The sequence below is a fragment of the Pyxidicoccus sp. M15 genome (assembly GCF_056858435.1).
In genome coordinates this window covers 748026-766268 of the sequence record NZ_CM166495.1, presented here as the reverse complement: position 1 = coordinate 766268, position 18243 = coordinate 748026, and the positions used below count along the sequence as shown (strand labels likewise).

12 protein-coding genes and 1 tRNA gene are annotated in these 18243 nt (G+C 69.1%); 10 read left to right on the top strand and 3 right to left on the bottom strand.

Translation table 11 applies throughout. The features are described from left to right. The first annotated feature begins 657 nt into the window (after nt 1-657). The 6 genes from ACX9TP_RS03030 to ACX9TP_RS03005 all read left to right on the top strand — a co-directional run bounded on the left by ACX9TP_RS03030 (nt 658) and on the right by ACX9TP_RS03005 (nt 8602). Nucleotides 658-2853: a mucoidy inhibitor MuiA family protein gene (locus ACX9TP_RS03030; RefSeq protein ID WP_482978187.1), complete on the top strand. Its 2196-nt coding sequence runs from the start codon at nt 658-660 to the stop codon at nt 2851-2853. A gap of 10 nt (nt 2854-2863) precedes the next feature. Beyond that, nucleotides 2864-4429, top strand: a complete 1566-nt coding sequence (locus tag ACX9TP_RS03025; protein WP_482978186.1) for a mucoidy inhibitor MuiA family protein — start codon at nt 2864-2866, stop codon at nt 4427-4429. A 251-nt stretch (nt 4430-4680) separates the two neighbouring features. After that, a complete protein-coding gene (blaPYX, locus tag ACX9TP_RS03020) occupies nt 4681-5439 on the top strand; it encodes a PYX family subclass B1 metallo-beta-lactamase (RefSeq protein ID WP_482978185.1) in 759 nt (252 codons plus the stop codon). 309 nt (nt 5440-5748) lie between these two features. After that, nucleotides 5749-6759 (top strand): hypothetical protein, encoded by a 1011-nt coding sequence (locus ACX9TP_RS03015; protein ID WP_482978184.1) that lies wholly within the window; start codon nt 5749-5751, stop codon nt 6757-6759. A 304-nt stretch (nt 6760-7063) separates the two neighbouring features. Then, nucleotides 7064-7137, top strand: a tRNA-Thr gene (locus ACX9TP_RS03010). 340 nt (nt 7138-7477) lie between these two features. Next, nucleotides 7478-8602 (top strand): slipin family protein, encoded by a 1125-nt coding sequence (locus ACX9TP_RS03005; RefSeq protein ID WP_482978183.1) that lies wholly within the window; start codon nt 7478-7480, stop codon nt 8600-8602. Between the two features lie 87 nt (nt 8603-8689). Here the strand turns inward: ACX9TP_RS03005 and ACX9TP_RS03000 are convergent, their stop codons facing one another. Beyond that, nucleotides 8690-9304 (bottom strand): hypothetical protein, encoded by a 615-nt coding sequence (locus ACX9TP_RS03000; protein WP_482978182.1) that lies wholly within the window; start codon nt 9302-9304, stop codon nt 8690-8692. A 145-nt stretch (nt 9305-9449) separates the two neighbouring features. Between ACX9TP_RS03000 and ACX9TP_RS02995 the strand changes: the two genes are divergently transcribed. Then, nucleotides 9450-11264, top strand: a complete 1815-nt coding sequence (locus tag ACX9TP_RS02995; protein ID WP_482978181.1) for an acyl-CoA dehydrogenase — start codon at nt 9450-9452, stop codon at nt 11262-11264. Between the two features lie 387 nt (nt 11265-11651). Continuing rightward, nucleotides 11652-12230 carry a hypothetical protein gene (locus ACX9TP_RS02990; protein WP_482978180.1) on the top strand — a complete coding sequence of 193 codons (579 nt, stop codon included), beginning with the start codon at nt 11652-11654 and terminating at the stop codon, nt 12228-12230. Between the two features lie 17 nt (nt 12231-12247). Here the strand turns inward: ACX9TP_RS02990 and ACX9TP_RS02985 are convergent, their stop codons facing one another. Next, nucleotides 12248-13882: a DNA-processing protein DprA gene (locus ACX9TP_RS02985; RefSeq protein ID WP_482978179.1), complete on the bottom strand. Its 1635-nt coding sequence runs from the start codon at nt 13880-13882 to the stop codon at nt 12248-12250. Further along, nucleotides 13879-15900, bottom strand: coding sequence for a RecQ family ATP-dependent DNA helicase (locus ACX9TP_RS02980; protein WP_482978178.1), 2022 nt, complete (start codon nt 15898-15900; stop codon nt 13879-13881). The genes ACX9TP_RS02985 and ACX9TP_RS02980 overlap by 4 nt, the downstream gene beginning before the upstream one ends. Nucleotides 15901-16206: 306 nt before the next feature. On the opposite strand from ACX9TP_RS02980, the gene ACX9TP_RS02975 reads away from it, so the two are divergent. Then, the gene (locus ACX9TP_RS02975) at nt 16207-17385 is read left to right on the top strand and encodes a sensor histidine kinase (RefSeq protein WP_482978177.1); all 1179 of its coding nucleotides are present in this window, start codon (nt 16207-16209) and stop codon (nt 17383-17385) included. Continuing rightward, nucleotides 17382-18197: a LytR/AlgR family response regulator transcription factor gene (locus ACX9TP_RS02970; RefSeq protein WP_482978176.1), complete on the top strand. Its 816-nt coding sequence runs from the start codon at nt 17382-17384 to the stop codon at nt 18195-18197. The genes ACX9TP_RS02975 and ACX9TP_RS02970 overlap by 4 nt, the downstream gene beginning before the upstream one ends. Nucleotides 18198-18243 lie beyond the last annotated feature (46 nt).

Sequence of the window (18243 nt, the reverse complement as noted above, 5' to 3'; positions counted from 1 at the left end):
GCCGCCATTCGGCAGGCACGTGCAGGGGTAGCAACACATTGCTTCACGAATCTGCGCGTATGCGGTGCCTCCGCCCAGGGCGGCAGCTGTTCCGACAATCACCACCCAACGACGCAGTCGAGCCTTCAGCGTTGCCATCTGTTCATCCCCCACGTGCAGCACAGCCTTTGACGGAACTTCAGACCCTGAATTTTCAACCATCCGAGAATCACCGTCAATACCAGCAATTCCCGAGTGGACTCCACAGGTCGTCCGCCTCCGACCCGTTCATCATGACCTATGAGGTAACACGTCAGGTCGGCACGGGTAAATCCCCCGCGAGAGGTATGCGTATCCTGTGTAAGGCTTGAAATTCCGGCAACGCACGAAGGTGGAGGAGCAGCGTGCCCGTGCCGACAGAGACCGGGGCCCGGGAACATGGGTGGCACGAGACCCACGTCCCGGGTCTGCGTGCAATGACTTGTCATCCCGGGCCCCCTTCAAGGAGAGCAACGCAGTCTGACGGCAGCTTCCGCAATCGCCTTCGGGGGCAATCCCTCGCCAGTCCCGTCCCTGCAAAGCCTGACGTCGAGCGCGCTCGAAGGAATGCGCCATTCATGCTCGCACCATGATGACTCCGTGAAGATGCGTCCGCGCCTCGCTGGATAGCTTGGCGCCATGCTCCTCCTCGGCCTCGCGAGCCTTCTCCACGCCACCACCGAAGCCCCCATCAGCGCCGTCACCGTCTACAGCGACCGGGCGCGCGTGGTGCGGACCGCCACCCTCACCGTCTCCGGCACCCAGCGGGTGGAGCTGCCCCGGCTGCCGGACTTCGTGGACCCCGACTCCATCCGCGTCGAGGCCCAGGGCGCCGAGGTCTCCTCGGTGGACGTGCGCCCCGCCAGCGCCCCGCCCTTCCCCCAGGCGGATGCGCGCAAGCTGCTCGACACGCTGGACACGCTGGATGACGGCCTCGCCCGCGCCGAGGCCGAGCGCGCCGCCGTGGGGCTCCAGCTCGAAGCGCTGCGCCGGGTGCAGCCGGTGGCCAACCGGCACGCCCTCAACCCCGTCACCGGCGAGCGGCCCCCCTCCTCGGCCTCGACGTGGAGCGCCTCCGCCGGCTTCCTCATCGACACCGCCGCGAAGCTGGAGGCGCGCATGCTCGAGCTGGAGGACCGGGTCCTCACCCTGAAGGACCAGCGGGAGAAGCGGCTCGGGGAGGCGGGCCAGCTCGGAGCGTGGCCCCGGAAGCCGGGCATCGAGGTGGCCGTCACCCTCTCCGGCACGGGGCTCACCAAGGTGCAGCTCTCGTATCTCGTCCCCCAGCATGTCCGCTGGTATCCGCGCTACGAGCTCCAGCTCCAGCCGGAGAAGCAGCGCGTGCAGGTGGCCTTCTCCGGCCGCATCAGCCAGGACACGGGCGAGGACTGGGAGGGCGCGAAGCTCACGCTCAGCACCGCCCTGCCCTCCAGCGCCACATCGCTGCCCCGGTTCGCCACGTGGAAGCTCGGCACCGAGGAGCACTTCATCCCCGAGCCGCGAAGACAACAGGAGCCCCCCAGCGCCCCGCCGCCCCTGCCCGCGCGCGCGCCCGAGCCGGACGCGGAGCTCGAGCTGCGACAGCAGCTGCTGGCCCGCGCGGGCAGCCCCTTGCCTTCCGGGGACGCGCAGACGGAGTCCGCCCCGGCGCAGTCCTACGGCCCCTCCCAGAGCGGAACCCCCAGCAGCACCATCGTGGGCACCATCATCGACGCCCAGAGCCGGAAGCCGGTGCCGGATACCGTCGTCACCGCGACCTCGCCCGCGCTTCAGGGCGACCAGGTCGTCGTGACGGACGCCCAGGGCAGCTACCGCATCCCGTACCTGCCTCCCAGCGTCTACACCCTGCGCTTCGAGAAGGAGGAGTTCCGCCCCTACACCCGGACCGACATCCAGCTGCGTCCCAACCGCACCATCCGCGTCAACGTGGAGATGCTCCCCGAGGCGCTTGGTGAGGTCGTGGAAGTCACGGGCGCTCCACCGTCCCTCGACGTGGGCTCTACAACCACGGGCGTCAACGTGGACCAGGAGTTCATCAAGCGCATCGCGGTGGCGCGTCCGGGCGGCAGGGGCGGCGCGTCCCGCTCCTTCGAGTCGCTGGCCGAGAGCGGCGGCGCTGACGCACCCGAGCCCGTCGTGGACTCCTACGTGGGCCTCGCGCCGCCGCCCGGCTGGCAGCCGCCCCGGCTGCCAGAGGACCTGCCCGTCTCGCTCGCGGGCGGCTACGACCTGGCCTTCACCGCGCCGCGTCCGGAGACGGTGCGCAGCGGCCAGGGCGAGCGCATCGTTCCCCTGCTCATCGAGTCCTGGCCCGTTCAGGTGGAGCGCCACGTCTTCCCCGCCCTCGCGGAGGACGCCTACCTCGTCGCCCAGCTCAAGAGCCCGTCGCGCACCGTGTTGCCGGGCGGTGACGCCTCCCTCTTCGTCGGGGCCGACCCGGCCGGTACCGCGGCGCTGAAGCTCGTCGTCCCCGGCGAGGCCTTCACCCTGCCGCTCGGCGTGGACCCCGCCGTGCGCACCGCGCGCAACGTGCGCCTGGTGCAGGCCCGGGAGGGCTTCATCTCCAAGGACGACCTCAACACGTACGAAGTCACGCTCGAGGTGCCCAATCCCTATCCGTTCCCCATGCAGGTGCGCGTGGTGGACCAGTGGCCGCTCAGCCAGGACGGCAAGGTGGAGGTGAAGCTGGTGCGCACCTCGCCCGCCGCCCATCAGGACGCGAAGACGGGCGAGCTGCGGTGGGACCTGGTGGTGCCGCCCTCCAGCAAGAGCACCGTGTCCTTCGAATACACCCTGCGCCGCCCGCAGCACTGGCGCCTGACCCAGAGCCCGTGAGGAACCTCCCATGACCCTGCTGCCCCTGACCCTCCTGGCGCTCGTGAGCACGTCCCAGGTGTCCTCCGTCGTCATCTACCCGGACCGCGCGCAGGTGACTCGCGCACGGACGGTGGCGTGCACCGGCGCCACCACCGCCGTCTTCGAGCACCTGCCCGAGGCGGCCTCGCGCGAGAGCTTCCGCGCCCGTGCCGCCGGCGCCACCCTGGAGGGCCTCACCGCCGACACCGTGACGCTCGAGCAGTCCCTGGAGCCCGAGCGCCGGAAGTGGGAGGCCCGCGGCCTCGAGCTGGACCGCGAGAAGGAGGTGCTGGAGGCCGCCGCCGCGCGAGCCAGGGACCTGGCCCGCCTGTCCCAGGGCTTCACCGACGTGGCCGTGGAGCGCGTCACGTACGAGCTCACGGGGCCGAAGCCGGACCCGCGCGCCTGGGCCGCGGCCTTCGACTCGGCGCTGGCGGTGCGGCTGCGCGGCGTGAAGGAGGCGCGAGACGTCGCCGAGAAGCAGCGCGTGCTCCAGCAGAAGCTGGCCGAGGTGGAGTCGGAGCTGTCGCGCCTGAAGACGCTCGCCGAGCGCAGCGAGCAGCGCGTGGAGGTGCGGCTGTCGTGCCCCGAGGGCACGCAGGTCCGCGTGGAGCTGACGTACCTGGTGGGCGGCACGTCCTGGACGCCGCGCTACGAGGCCCGCGCGGAGGAGGCCTCGGGCATCGTGGAGCTGACGTCGCTGGCCGCGGTGCGACAGACCACGGGTGAGGACTGGGCGGGCGCGAAGCTCTTCCTCTCCACCGCGCTGCCGCGCCAGGACGCCACGCCACCCGAGGTGACGCCGCTGTACGTCTCCGCCTGGAAGCGGCCGAAGGAGCGCAAGGTGCTGGTGCGGCGCGACGAGCAGCAACAGCACGCCGAGGCCGGCCCTGGAGAGGCGGAGGTCGAAGGAGAGGGCCTGCGCGTCGTGTCGCAGGGCCTCTCCGTGCAGTGGGAGGCGCAGGAGGCGACGCGGGTGCCCGGGGACGGCGGCGTGGTGCGGGTGCGCCTGGGCCGCCACCGGCTCAAGGCGGACTTCTCCTGGCGCACGGCGCCCAAGCTCCACCCGGTGGTCTTCCGCGTGGCGCGGCTGTCCAACGCCACGCCCTTTCCGCTGCTGCCCGGCCCGGTCAGCCTCTTCCGCGACACGGGCTTCCTGGGGCACCAGCAGCTGGAGCGCGTGGCGAAGGGCGCCCCCTTCGAGCTCACCTTCGGGCTGGAAGAGGGGCTGCGCGTGAAGCGCACCGTGGTGGAGGAGGTGCAGCGGCCGAAGGGCCTCTTCGGCGGGAAGCAGCGCTTCCGCTACGTCTACCGCTTCCAGCTCTCCAACCTCCGCGCACGGCCCGAGCAGGTGGAGCTGTCCGAGCACATCCCCGTGTCCGAGCTGGACGACGTGAAGGTGGAGCTGGAGCCGGAGTCCACGGCCGGCTACACGCTCGCGGCGGAGGACGGCATCGCCACATGGAAGGTGGCGCTGGCCCCCGGGGAGCAGCGCACCGTGGACCTCGCCTTCCACGTGGACGCGCCCTCCGACTACGACACCGGGGGGCTGTAGGCACTCGCGCCTCGGGAGCGGGCCCTACCGTCCGCCCCCGTCATCGCATCCCACTCCCGCTGCGACACCCAGCCGCCGCGGGAGGGCGCGCTTCGTGCGCGGAACGAAGCCCGCCGTCGCCTCCTTCACCTCTTGGGCAGGGCCGGGCGAGCGCTGGCCAGGCCCCCGGGGTCGCCACCGCGCATATGGCTTGCATCCGGGCGCGTCCTCCCCGAAACGCGGGCGTAGGACCACACCCGCCGAGGTTCACCATGACGCCGCCCCGCCTCCTTCGCCCCTGTCTCTGCGCCGTGCTGCTCCTCGGCATCGCGTGTGCCACCCCTCCGGAGCGCGGCACCGCGGCCACGCCGTCGACGCAGGCGGAGTACACGGTGGCCGAGGACATCCACGTGCGCCAGCTCGCGCCCGGCGTGTGGCTCCACACCACGCTGGCGGGCGCGGACTTCAACCACTACCCCGCCAACGGGCTGCTCATCGAGGAGGGCGAGTCGACGCTCCTCGTGGACATGGGGTGGAACGCGCGGCATGCCGAGCAGCTCATGACCTGGGCCCGCGACACGCTGCACCGTCCGGTGCGTGCGGCCGTGGTGACACACTTCCACGAGGACCGGACGGGCGGCGTGCCCGCGCTCGTGGCTCAGGGTCTTCCGGTGTACGGGCTAGGGGAGACGGCACGGCTCGCGAAGGAGCGCGGCAAGCCCGTGCCTCCGGACACCGTGTCCCCGTCACAGTCCCTGGGGCCGGTGGAGGTGTTCTTCCCCGGCGCGGGCCACGCGCCCGACAACATCGTCGTGTGGCACCGGGACAGCGGCGTGCTCTTCGGCGGCTGCTTCGTGAAGGACGGCGCCGCGAAGGACCTGGGCAACCTGTCGGACGCGGACGTGGCCGCCTGGCCCGCGAGCCTGGAGCGCACGCGCCAGCGCTTCCCCGACATGCGCGTGGTGGTGCCCGGCCATGGACAGCCCGGCGGGCCCGAGCTGCTCACGCACACGCAGGCCCTGCTGCGCTGAAACACTCCACAAGTTCCCAACAGCCGTGGCCCGGGACACCGCGCCACTGTTGGAAGAGCGCCGCTCATGAAGCGCGGCCGCGTGCCCCGGGTGTGAAGGCGCCGCCCTCGTCAGGCGCCTCCGCTCCTCCATGTGAGCGTTGGCCAGCGCACGTGCCGTGGGTCACTTCATGCTCGGCCGCCTGCCCTGTTTCGTCGGAGGCCGGACATCCCCTGCCTGCCGCATGGCCCCGGTGAATGGGCGGCGGATCACACCGTCCCTACCGTGCCCGCAGCGAACGCGGGCCGGCGTTGGGGATGGAGGGGCGACATGAAACGGGTGGCGGCGGTGGTGGTGCTCGCGATGGGGCTGGCGGGGTGTACGGCGTCGAAGCTGGAGCAGCGAAACGGTTGCTGGGTCCGTCAGGTCCGCACCTTTCCCTCCACTCTCAAGGAAGAAGTGGGCCCCTGTGCACGGCCGACGCCCATCTGGTCCGAGGACCGGCTGACGCGGCTGGTGCAGGAGTGCGTCATGCACGCGGACTACCGCTGGCAGAGCATGGCGATGGTGGCCTGGAACCGCGGTGAGCCGCTGCCGGAGCGCGAGCCCGAGGAGAAGGTGCTCGGCGCCTGCATGGCCCGCGCGGAGTCGGTGATGAACACGGAGAAGAGCGCGCTGGAGCAGCGCCTGAGCGAAGTCTCGCGGGAGCGGGACACGCTGAAGGCCAACCTGGAGAAGGACCGCGCGGAGTACCAGGCGACCCTCGACAAGGAGCGCCTGCAGCACGACTCCAGCCTGGAGCGCACGCGCACGCAGCACGACGCCACGATGGGCCGTGCGATGGACCAGATGCACGACAGCAACAACCGCCTGACGGAGGTGCTGGGCGAGGCGGCGAAGAAGCCCGCGCCTTCCGCGATTGCCACCGCCACGTCCACCTCCACCAGCGAGGGCAAGGCGAACACGCAGAGCGACTCGCTCGCGCAGGGGGACTCCACGTCGCGGGGTGACTCCTCGTCGCGCGGTGACGCCGCGTCCCGGCGCGACTCCGACTCCAGGTCCAGGTCCAGGTCGCGCGGGCCCACGGTGGCGAAGCCGACGTCCGGAACGCCGCTGCCCATGTGCCCGCTGCCCTCGGCGTCGAAGCAGGTCCAGGCCAACACCAGCACCCCGGTCCTCAAGGCGTCGGACGACCCCACGGCCTGCAGGCCCCCGGCGCCCCTGGATACCTTCGTGCCCTCGCCGGCCGTGCAGTCCGTCCTCGCGACGCCGACTCCGCAGTCCGCCAAGGCCCCGGCGCCGCTCGAGCCCGACAGCGAGCTGCCCGCCACGGCCGAGTAGGCCCGGACGCCTCATGGCAACCCAGGAAGCATGGGCCCTCTTCATCCAAGCACCGGATGGGGAGGGCCGCGCCTTCACACACGGCTGTCAGACACGCCGCCACCGCCGCGTCCCTGCGAACTGACGGAATCCAGAGGTGCCACGGGGCTGTCCCCGGGCTCCCGGGTCCGGGCGTGGGCGCGCTGCGCTCATGCACCGGGCAGGGTGTCCCCGGGTCCATTGCTCGCGGTGGTTCCCTCACATCGGGCCGTCCGGCCGGGCCGCCGCAAGGCCCACGAAGGGTTCCCGGCAGTCCGGGGGCCTTTCAGAACTAGCTCAATTGGGAAGAGCACAAGATTCGTAATCTTGGGGTTGAAGGTTCAAATCCTTCGTTCTGATCCGATTTGCCAAATCGGTCATCCATCCGGGGGCCCTGTCCGGAGCTGACGCGAACGCGGGTCCACCGCGTCCACCCTTCCCCGCCGTGACGCCCGGCCATCCGCCAGGGCGACAGGGCCACCCCGAGCCGTCAGCGGGAGCCCCTGTTGCCGTCCGTGGACGCACCTGGCCCGCGGGCGCGGAGAGACCGGACGCGGAACGGGCACGCAGTCCGCGCTTCGCGTCCGTGAAGGGCGGGGCTCTCACTTTTCAGTCGTACCCGGGACCCGCGCGCTCGAGGCGCGCAATCTTGGGTTCCGGTCATCAGGCTCCCCGTCAGCGGGGAGAAGGGAGGTGCGCGATGAGCATCATGCGTGTGGATGTCGGGCAGAACGAGCGGGCGTTCGTCCTCGTGGACGAGCTGCCGACGCGCTACCTCGTGCCCGGCCGGTACTGGCTGGTCTACCCGTGGCGCAAGGTGCGGCTGGTGCGCGTGAGCACGGAGCAGCCCCTCGCCAACCTCGACACGTCGCTCCTGGCCCTCGTGCCGGAGGCGGACCTCCAGGTGGTGGAGCTCGGCGCCGACGAGCGCGCCGTCCTCTTCCACAAGGGCCGCCCCGTGAAGTGGCTCGGCCGCGGTCAGCACCAGGTGTGGACGGTGGAGCGCATCCCCGGCCGCGCCCTGGTGCCCGGCTCGCCCGCCGTGCGCGTGGAGCGCGTGGACACGTCCGGCGTCGCCACGGCCCCGCTGCGCGACGACGTGCGCGCGCTCGTGCCCGCGAGCGACTACGTGGAGGCCATCGCCGCGGAGGGCAGCGTCGTGCTGCGCTACGTGGACGGCTCCCTGGACGCGGTGCTGCCCGCCGGCCGTCACGCGGCGTGGACGGTGGCGCGCAAGGTGTCCCTCGCGGTCATCGACCTGCGTGAGCGCCTGCTCCACGTCACGGGCCAGGAGGTGATGACGAAGGACCGCGTCAGCCTGCGCCTCAACCTCTCCGCGGCCTTCCGCGTGGCGGACGCGCGCCGGCTCGCCGTGGTGGCCCGCTCGCCGGATGACGTCCTCTACCTCGCCATGCAGCTGGCGGCGCGCGAGGCCGTGGCGGTGCGCACGCTGGACGAGCTGCTCGCCTCCCGTGAGGCGGTGGCCGAGTCCCTCTTCGTCGACGTGAAGGACCGCGCGGACACGGTGGGCCTGGAGCTCTTGCGCTTCGGCATCAAGGACGTGGTGCTGCCGGGTGAGATGAAGGAGCTGCTCAACCGGGTCATCCAGGCGCAGAAGGAGGCGGAGGCCAACGTCATCCTCCGCCGCGAGGAGACGGCCGCGACGCGCTCCATGGCGCAGACGGCGAAGGTGCTGGCGGAGAACCCGCTGCTGGTGCGCCTCAAGGAGCTGGAGGCGTACAAGGACCTGGCCTCCAAGGTCGGCCAGGTGCACCTGGTGCTCGGCGAGGGCGCGGTGCCCACGCTGCAGCTCAAGGGCTCCTGAGCGCGAGTCACCTGTAGACACCGAGGGCCTCCGGGGAACACACCCCGGAGGCCCTTCGTGCGTCAGGGCATCAGGTCAGCGCGAGGCTCACGGGTCCAGGCGGGCCTGGAAGTCAATCCAGTTGCCCCAGATGGGCTTGGACGTGCAGGTCGCCGGCTGGGCGGCCCACGACAGGATGGCGCGCACGCGGATGGTGCGGCCGCTGTTCCACGCGCACGTGACCGGCGTGTTGGCCGCCACCGCGTTGACCGAGTGGTACCAGGACGGCCCCTGCACCGAGGTGTTGTTCGTCACGTGCACACTGCCCAGCACGCTGTACTCGAAGACGCCGTTGAGGTCGCAGTCGAAGCAGAACCGCACGAACTCGTTGCTGCCCGCGGGGAAGGCGCCGTAGCCGAAGTTCTGGCGGATTTCGACGTCACACGCCGGCCGCCGCTGCTGCGGGTGCAGGCCGCAGCTGTTCATCTTCTCGTAGAAGATGTTGAAGTTGGTGCTCGTCGCCACCACGCCCTGCGTCACCGTGCCGCGACAATGGCCGAACTGCGCCTCCAGCTGCGACTCGGACGCGCCCGCGTTCACCGCGTTCTGATACGCCGCGCGCGCGTTGTCGTCACAGACCTGCGCGGACGCCATCAACGGCGCACCCACCACGAACAGCACTGCCAACGAACGGAAGACGGACACGACAGGATGACGAGTCATGAGTGGCCCCTTTTCGCCGCCGTGAATGGCGGCTTTTTGAGGTTAAGCAGACTTCACTCGTGTCCACAATTGGATTTCACCAGGAGTGAATAACGACTCTGTCCCGAGGACTGACTCTCGAATCAACCTCGGCTAGCTTCGCGGCATGACTTCCGCGAGCCACTACGTCCCCAACCTGCGCGACATCGAGTTCAACCTCTTCGAGTTCCTGGACATCGGGCGCACGTCGCTCGGCCGGGCTCCGTTTGGCGACCTGGACGAGACGGCGGCGCGGCAGATGCTCCAGACCTTCGCCCAGCTGTGCACGGGGGAGCTGGCGGCGTCGTTCGACGAGTCGGAGCACAACCCGCCGAAGCTGGAGGGCGGCAAGGTGACGCTGCCGCCGGGCCTGAAGAACGCGATGGGCGCGTTCTACGAGGCGGGCATGCACCTGCTGGAGCAGCCGCCGCACCTGGGCGGCCTGGGCGCGCCGCCGTCGCTGGGCTGGGCCGCCTTCGAGCTGCTGGCGGGCGCCAACGCGGCGCTGGCCTTCTACACGCTGGGCAACCTGCTGGCGCGCATCATCGACCGGCTGGGGACGGACGCGCAGAAGCGCCGCTTCCTGCCGCTGATGCTGGAGCGCCGCTGGCAGGGCAGCATGGTGCTCACCGAGCCGGACGCCGGCAGCGACGTGGGCGCCGCGCGCACGAAGGCGCGTCACGTGGGCGGCGAGGTCTGGGAGATTGAAGGCGTGAAGCGCTTCATCACCAACGGTGACTCGGACATGTCCGAGAACATCCTGCACATGGTGCTGGCGCGGCCGGAGGGCGCGGGCCCGGGCACCAAGGGGCTGTCGCTGTTCGTGGTGCCCAAGTACTGGGTGGAGGAGGACGGCCGCCTGGGCGAGCTCAACGGCGTGGTGTGCACCAAGCTGGAGAAGAAGATGGGGCTCAAGGGCTCCGTCACGTGCGAGCTGACGTTCGGCGACGGGAAGCCCGCGCGCGGCCTGCTGCTGGGCGAGGTCCACGACGGCATGCGGCAGATGTTCTACATCATCGAGCAGGCGCGCATGGCGGTGGGCGTGAAGTCCATGGCCACGCTGTCCGCGGGCTACGAGCGCGCGCTGGCCTTCGCGAAGGACCGGCTCCAGGGCGCGGACCTGATGCAGGCGCGGGACAAGAAGGCGCCGCGCGTGCCCATCTTCCGCCACCCGGACGTGCGCCGCATGCTGATGGCGCAGAAGGCGCACGCGGAAGGGATGCGCGCGCTGTGCCTCTTCACCGCCTCCATCCAGGACGGCGTGGAGTTGAAGGGCGGCCACCGCGCCACCGAGGCCGGTGAGGTGGACGCGCTCAACGACATGCTGCTGCCGCTGGTGAAGGGCTACTGCTCGGAGAAGGCGTACGAGATGCTGGCGCTGTCGCTCCAGGTGCACGGCGGCTCGGGCTTCCTGACGGACTACCCGGTGGAGCAGTACATCCGGGACCAGAAGATCGACACGCTCTACGAGGGCACCACGCACATCCAGGCGCTCGATTTGCTGATGCGCAAGGTGGCGAAAGACGGCGGGGCGACGCTGCAGGGGCTGCTGGCGCAGGTGCGCGAAACGGCCGAGGGCGACGGGGGCGGCAAGGAATTGGAGGCCGAGCGTGCGGCGCTGGGCCGGGCGCTGGGGGACCTGGAGACGATGCTCGGCACGCTGATGGGGAAGCTGGGCGAGTCGCTCTACCACGTGGGCCTCCAGGGCAACCGCGTGCTGATGTCCGTGGCGGAGCTGGTCATCGGCTGGCTGCTGGTGCGGCACGCGCAGGTGGCGCTGGAGCGGATGAAGAGCAACCCCGGTGACAGGGCCTTCTACGCGGGCAAGCTCGCCAGCGCGCGCTGGTACTGCCACGAGGTGCTCCCCGGCCTGGCGCACGCCGCGCGCATGGTGGAGGCGGGGACGCTGGACCTGATGGACGTGCCGGAAGAGTCGTTCTGATTCGGGGCGCGGGAGACTCGTGGAATGAAGCTTCCTTCCGTCCCACCCCACCTCCAGGCGGGGGGACTCGCGGAATGAAGCTTCCTTCCCCGCTCCTTCGGGCGAAGGACTCGCGGACGGAATGAAGCTTCCTTCCGCACCACCCCACCTCCGGGCGGGGGGACTCGCGGAATGAAGCTTCCTTCCGCGGCTGCCGGTCGCCGGGGGCACCTCATTCCGTGCGGGCTGCACCTGCGTCCTGGATGAGCCGGTGACGCGGACCGTCACCGCTGGCGCCCGGCCGCACCTGTGTGGCCTGGGGCGCACACCCGCGACGCCGTAGGGTCCGCATCCCCGCGTCCTCCCTGGGACGGTGCGCTGGCCCGGGGTTCGCAATGAGGGACGGGCGTGATGCTCTCCGCCCTCTCCCTCGTAGCCGCCGTCGCCCTCTCCTCTCCCGCCACGCAGCCCGGCGCCGTGTACGCGACGCAGCCCTTCGCGGGCCACCTCGTCGCCTGCACCACCGAGGGCCTGGAGGTGCTCACCCCGGACGGAGCGCCGGTGCGCGTGCTCGGCACGGAGGAGGGACTGCCGGGCACCACGTGCCTCGCGCTGGAGGTCGCCGGTGAGCAGCTCTTCGCCGCCACCGACGCGGGCATCGTCTCGCTCGACTCCGCCTTCAACCTGGAGCCCGTGCTCGACGTGAGCTGGCAGGCCCTCCCGCCCGCCGATGAGGCGAGCGCCGCCGAGTACGCGGAGCGCCTGGACCTGCTCGCGAAGGTGCTGCCCCCGGACACCACGTACACGGTGCTGACCTCACGATACGCGGGCACCGCGGACGGGCGCGTGCTGGAGCTGGGCACCGAGCGCGCCTGGAGCGTCGCCGGGGCGGTACGCATCATCGAGGAAGGGCGTCAGGGCGTGCAGGTCGTCGCGGGTGACGGCGCGTTCTTCATCGACACCCAGGGCCGGCTGGCGTCGAGATGACCGGCTATTCGAAGCACCTACAGCGAGTGCTCATTTGCGCCATCAGGCAAGCCTTCCACGCTCACTTCCGATTTCACGGAAGAAGGCTTCGCGCCCTGCTCATCGAAAACAAGGCCCAACTGAGTCTCTTCCTGAAGCGACGCAGCCTTCGATGTTGATTCATCGGAGACCGCTGACGACTCTGCTGGCACATGCTCTTTGAGAAAGAAGCGGTACGGCAAAGGCTTGCGCCTTGGCACGACAACACCCTGTCCCTCCAGAGCCACAAGATGTCGACGCACCACCTTGTCCGAGCAACCCGAGACCATCTCCAGCTCCTTGATGGTACAGCCAGAGGCTCCTGCGTCTCGTAAGGAGCGCAAGAGGCTCTCGACGACCTGGACCTTGTCCCGTTTCCCGGTGACCGCGACAGCTCGTTCCTCTTGCACCGTGGATGTCACGACTTGGGTAGACGTGCTCTCGGACGAAGCGCCCTTCACCTTCGCATTCTGGTCACCGTCGGAAGCTTCGAGCTGCGCGAGCATCGGGTCGACCGACACACTACTCGCCCCTAGTGTTGGGGCAGGCTCGGCGGCGAACATGCCAGGAGGCGCGACGGTGGAGGACGAGTACTCCCTGGGCCAAGCCTCGCGGATAGCACTCACGATTTCATCGAGCGTCGCGCGGCGAGAACCCTCCACATGGACGACCAGTCGCTCCTGCTGCAAGCGGATGTCACAGCGGACTCCCGCAGTTTGTGGCTTGGCGCCAAGCACTGCGGGCAATTGCACGGAGCCCTCATCCCACGACAGAGGCGTAACATCGCTGCGCCGCACCAACTCCGCGACGAGCGCGCCTTCCCCGCGTCCTCGCCGTATGAATACAGGCAGCCCCAGCAAGCGCGTCACCTCAACCTGGTCTGTTGTGCCCCCTTCCGCGATGCAGTCCGCGACGACGAGTGCGCGACTGAAGCCCGCGATGGTTTTGTTACGGGCCATGGCTCTGCCCACGGCCCATTTGTCGTTCGGAGCGAACTCACTGACCACAGCGAGCCGGCCAGCTTCTACCTCCGGTCTGTTGCGGGAACTACTGTGCAGGATTCCCTCGGGCGCCACACCAATCACGCGCCCCCCCGCCTCGAGCGCGCCTTCCAGCGCCTCCCTGTCACACCCCCGCGCCAGCCCGGATACCAGGACGCAGCCGGCCTCAGCGAGCGCACGTCCCATCGCACGTGCGAAGGCGAGCCCCTCCGGTCCTGCATCCCGACTGCCACTCACCGCCACTCCCTGCTCCCGGAGAAGAGATGCGTCTCCAGCGACGGAAAGAAGGGTTGGCGCCTTGTCTGGCCCCAATGTGCGCGCAAGGTGAGCCGGGTATTTGCCCATGGTGATGGGCACCAGGGCGATACCCTCCTCCATCAGCCGATCCACGACAAAAGCCTGTGCGGATACCTTCCCGTCCGCGTCCAGAAGGTGCTGATGGACCTCCTTGTAGCGCTGCAAGGGTACGGGCAAGGTCTCTGGCTCTAGCTTCACTAGCGTCGACAGGCCCATCTTCAGGCGACGATCTGCCGTCAGGACGAGCCCGTTGATGCTGCGGCGAGGTTCTCGCTCCAGCTTGAAAGCCAGCGTCAGCCAGTAGGCTGATTCGCGTCTGAGAGGCGCGGCACTCATGCGTCGTCGATATGCCGGGTACGGGCCATGGTCAGGACGTGAACTCGCGTGGGGCGCAGGACCCCAGCAGCCTCCAACATCGACGCTCCACTGTCCCAGACGTCATCCACCAGCAGCACATGACCGAGCGGCCCCATCCAATCAGGCAGGCGAAAAGCGCCGCGGACATTCTGCTGTTTACGGTGGCGCGAACGATACTTTTTCTGTTCCTCCGTCTGCCGGGTTTTCTCCAGGACAATCGCGGGAATACGGAGTTGCTTGGCCAGCGCGGATGCGAAGCCAGGAACGAAGGGGCCTGACCGCGTGGAAGGCAGGCACACGACGGCATCGAATCGAAGACCAGCGTAGGGCCCTTGCTCATCCTGCAGCACTTCCAGCGCCCGGGTCAGCACACTGACGGGCGCGGGGGCTCGCGAGTACTTCGCTTGGCGAATGGCCGTGCCGAGCGCCCCCATGCCGTAGAAGGACAGGGCCCGACCCCCTTCATGCAGTGTAGCGGAGCCCCTTCTCCCCTTCTTGAGAACGGGGGTGAAGAAGTCCAGGTAGTCGCGCGCAAGAAGTGCCTCACGCCCCAGGTCTGGAAGCGACTCACGAACACACCTGTCGCAGATACCGCAACGGGCAGGAAGCGCCGCATCCCCCATGGCCTTGGCCAAGACGACGGCGCGACACCCTGAAACCTCAGGATAAGCCAGGGCGGTATCAAGGAAGGCTCGGCGAACCTCGATGGCCTTGGCCGCATTTTCGGGGACGGGGGAGCGCCGCCCCCCGCTCCATGTATACTCGGCCGGTTCCCCCTCGCGCGTACACAGCTTCGCCGAGACTAGGTCGTCCAGGATCCGCTGAGCCATTGCTTCCGGCATGTCGAGTTCCTCAATGATCTGCGTCCGCTTGGCAGGCCCTTTTCGCAGCTCCGCCGCGACCCGCTCGTACTCCTGGGGCTCTGGCTGACTGGAGCGCAGCAGTCCTTCGTAGACGTCGTGGCACTCCGGGTCATGAACGGCGATGACTCGGGCCTGTTGGCCGTCACGTCCCGCCCTGCCAATCTCCTGGACATACCGAATCAAGCTGTCTGGCAGCCCCAGATGGGAGACCCAGCGTACGTCCTGGCGATCCACGCCCATCCCGAGGGCGGACGTCGCACAGACCACATCAACCTCTCCGTCCTGCCAACTGCGAAGGCGTTCGGAACGCTCCTGGGCATCGAGCTGGCCATGATAGGCAACGGCTGGAACTCCCTGCCTGCAGAGAAAGTCCGCAGCCATTTCGGTTTCCGCCGTGGTCAGCAGGTACGCAATGCCCGGCATTCCCGATTGGTGACGCGAGAGGTGCAGCAACGCAGCAAGCCTCTCAGCCAGCCCCACCACCTGCCATACAGAGCAAGCGAGATTTTCGCGGTGGGAGGCCATTCGGATGACTCGGACTTCGCGGTCCTCCAAGGCAATCTGCTCTCTGATGTCCTCAACGACATGGGCGGGTGCAGTCGCAGTCACAGCGAGCACCGGAGTTCGCTGTCCAAGGCCCATGATGGTGCCGACGAGCCTGCGGTACCAAGGACGGAAGTCGTGTCCCCACTGGCTGATGCAATGGGCCTCGTCGACAACGACACCCTTGATCTCCATGTCCGAGACATGCTCGAGCCACAAGTGATTGCCCTGTCTCTCCGGAGATAAGAAAAGGATGTCGAGTTCTCCGCTCGCAACAGACCGGAGCACCTCGTCCTGTTCCTCGGAAGTCTGCTGGCTGTTCACCACTGCCGCTCTAAGCCCCTGAGCCTTCGCCCGCTCGACCTGCTCCTGCATCAACGCAATCAGGGGCTGGAAGACGAGCACCACGCCTCTTCTCGAAGGGTGGGCTGCCAACGCCTGATAGCAGAGCGACTTACCGTGTCCGGTCGGAGCCACGAACAGCACGCGATTCCCTTCGAGCAGAGCCTGAACGACTTCCGCTTGATGTGGGCGCAATCCCCTGAGCGAGAAACGCTCTTCCAACCACCGCGCCGTTTCCCCCACTGCCATCGGACGCTGCCTCATCGTACCCCCCGACCCTCTGCGCAAAGCTTCGGATCCCTGGTCGAAGAGCGTGTCCTATGGCTCTGACACACACTACCGCAAACCTGAACATCCGAACAGTCCTGTGGATTGATTCCCCCAGGAGAACTCCTTGGGTTGTCCGGAGCCCCCTTAGGTCGGCACCTCCATGCCAGCGAGCAGTTCGCGTGAGATGCCTGCCCCCTTTACTGGCAGCCAGTTCGCTGCACGCCGGAGCCTTTTGGCTGCACCGGCTCGGAAGGGACCGTGGCGCGGGCGTAGAATCAGGCCGCCGTGGAAACCACCTCTCCCGCCCTGCCGTCCTCCGCCGTGACGCCGCGGCCGGTGTCCTCCGCGCCCGCGCCGGCCGCGCTGCTCCAACTGGCGCGCCGCCTGCCGTCGCTCATGCTCATCTGGGCCGTGCCGGGCATCATCGCCGCGAGCCAGAACTACATCTACGCCCAGGCCAAGGACCCCACCTATCCCTTCAGCCGGGCCTTGATGATGATTCTCCCGGCCTGGGAGTACTGGGCCTTCGCCACCCCGCTCATCCTCTGGATGGGACGGCGCTGGCGGCTGGAGCGTGGCGGCTGGACCCGAAGCCTCCCGGTCCACGTGTCCACGCTCTTCTCGCTCATGCTCCCACACGTGGTCCTCGTCCACACCGTCTCCAAGGCCTGTGGGGAGCAGTGGTACGTCGACAATCCCCTCCCTCAAATCCTGCCGATGATGCTGAGCAAGCACGCCATCACGGACCTGCTCATCTACAGCGGCATCCTCTCCGTCGGCTACGCCGTCGAGTACCACCGCCGCTATCGCGAGGGAGAGCTGGCCCAGTCCCAGCTCGAGACGCGCCTGGTCCACGCCCAGCTCGACGCCCTTCGCGCCCAGCTCCACCCGCACTTCCTCTTCAACACGCTCAACGCCATCTCCGTCCTCGTGCGCAAGCAGGACACCGCCGGCTCCATCCGCATGCTCACCGGCGTGAGCGAATTGCTGCGCATGGCCCTCAACAACACCGGCCGGCAGCACGTCCCCCTCCACGAGGACCTCGACTTCCTGGAGCGCTACCTCGACATCGAGCAGACCCGCTTCCAGGACCGGCTCCAGGTGGTCCGCGCCATCGACCCCGCCACGCTCGGCGCGCTCGTGCCCAGCCTCATCCTCCAGCCGCTGGTGGAGAACGCCATCAAGCACGGCCTCTCCGCCCGCTCCGGCGCCGGACGCGTGGAGCTGCGCGCCTCGCGCGAGGGAGCGCGGCTGGTGCTGGAGGTGCTCGACGACGGGCCCGGGCTCGCGCCCGGCTGGGACACCCATGACGGCTGCATCGGCGTGGCCAACGTGCGCGCCCGCATGCACCAGCTCTACGGAGACCACCACGCCTTCACGCTGGAGAACCGTCCCACCGGCGGCGTGCGTGCCCGCCTGGAATTGCCCTTCCAGTCCGCCGTGGCGGAGGTGAGCGTGTCATGAACGTGCCCGCCAGCATCCGCACGCTCGTCGTGGATGACGAGCCCCTGGCGCGCGAGGGCCTGCGCCTGCTGCTCGCCACGGACCCGGAGGTCAGCGTGGTGGGCGAGGCCGGCAACGGCCCGGAAGCCGTGCGCCTCATCCGTGAGCAGCGGCCCGACCTCGTCCTGCTCGACGTGCAGATGCCCGAGCTCAACGGCTTCGAGGTGCTCGCCCACCTCGGCCCCGGCGAGGTCCCCGCCGTCATCTTCGTCACCGCGTACGACCGCTACGCCCTGCGCGCCTTCGACATCCACGCGCTCGACTACCTGCTCAAGCCCTTCCGGGACGACCGCTTCCACGACGCCGTGGGCCGCGCCAAGGTGCAGATTCGCCAGGCGCGCATGTCCGACTTGAGCCAGCGGCTCCTGTCCGTGCTCTCCACCTACGGTGACAGGGAAGTCACGCCGCCTCCGGGCCCCGCGCCCGCGCCCGCCGCCGCGCCGGAGCCGTGGGTGCACCGGCTCGCCATCCGCGATACGGGGCGCGTGGTGTTCCTCGACGTGGACGAAATCGAATACATCGAGGCCGCCGACTACTACGTGCAGATTCACGCGGGCGGCAAGGCGTACCTCCACCGCGAGACGATGCAGAGCCTGGAGGCGCGCCTGGACCCGGAGCGCTTCATGCGCATCCACCGCTCGGCCATCGTCAACTCGCGGCGCATCCGCGAGCTGCGCAACGAAGGCCGCAGGGACCTCGTCGTGGTGCTCACCGGCGGCGCCGAGCTGCGCGTGGCCCGCAGCCACCGCGAGAAATTCCAGCACCTGCGCTGAAGCCCGTTCGCCGCATGAGGGGGCCCGTTCGCCGCACGCCCGTCCC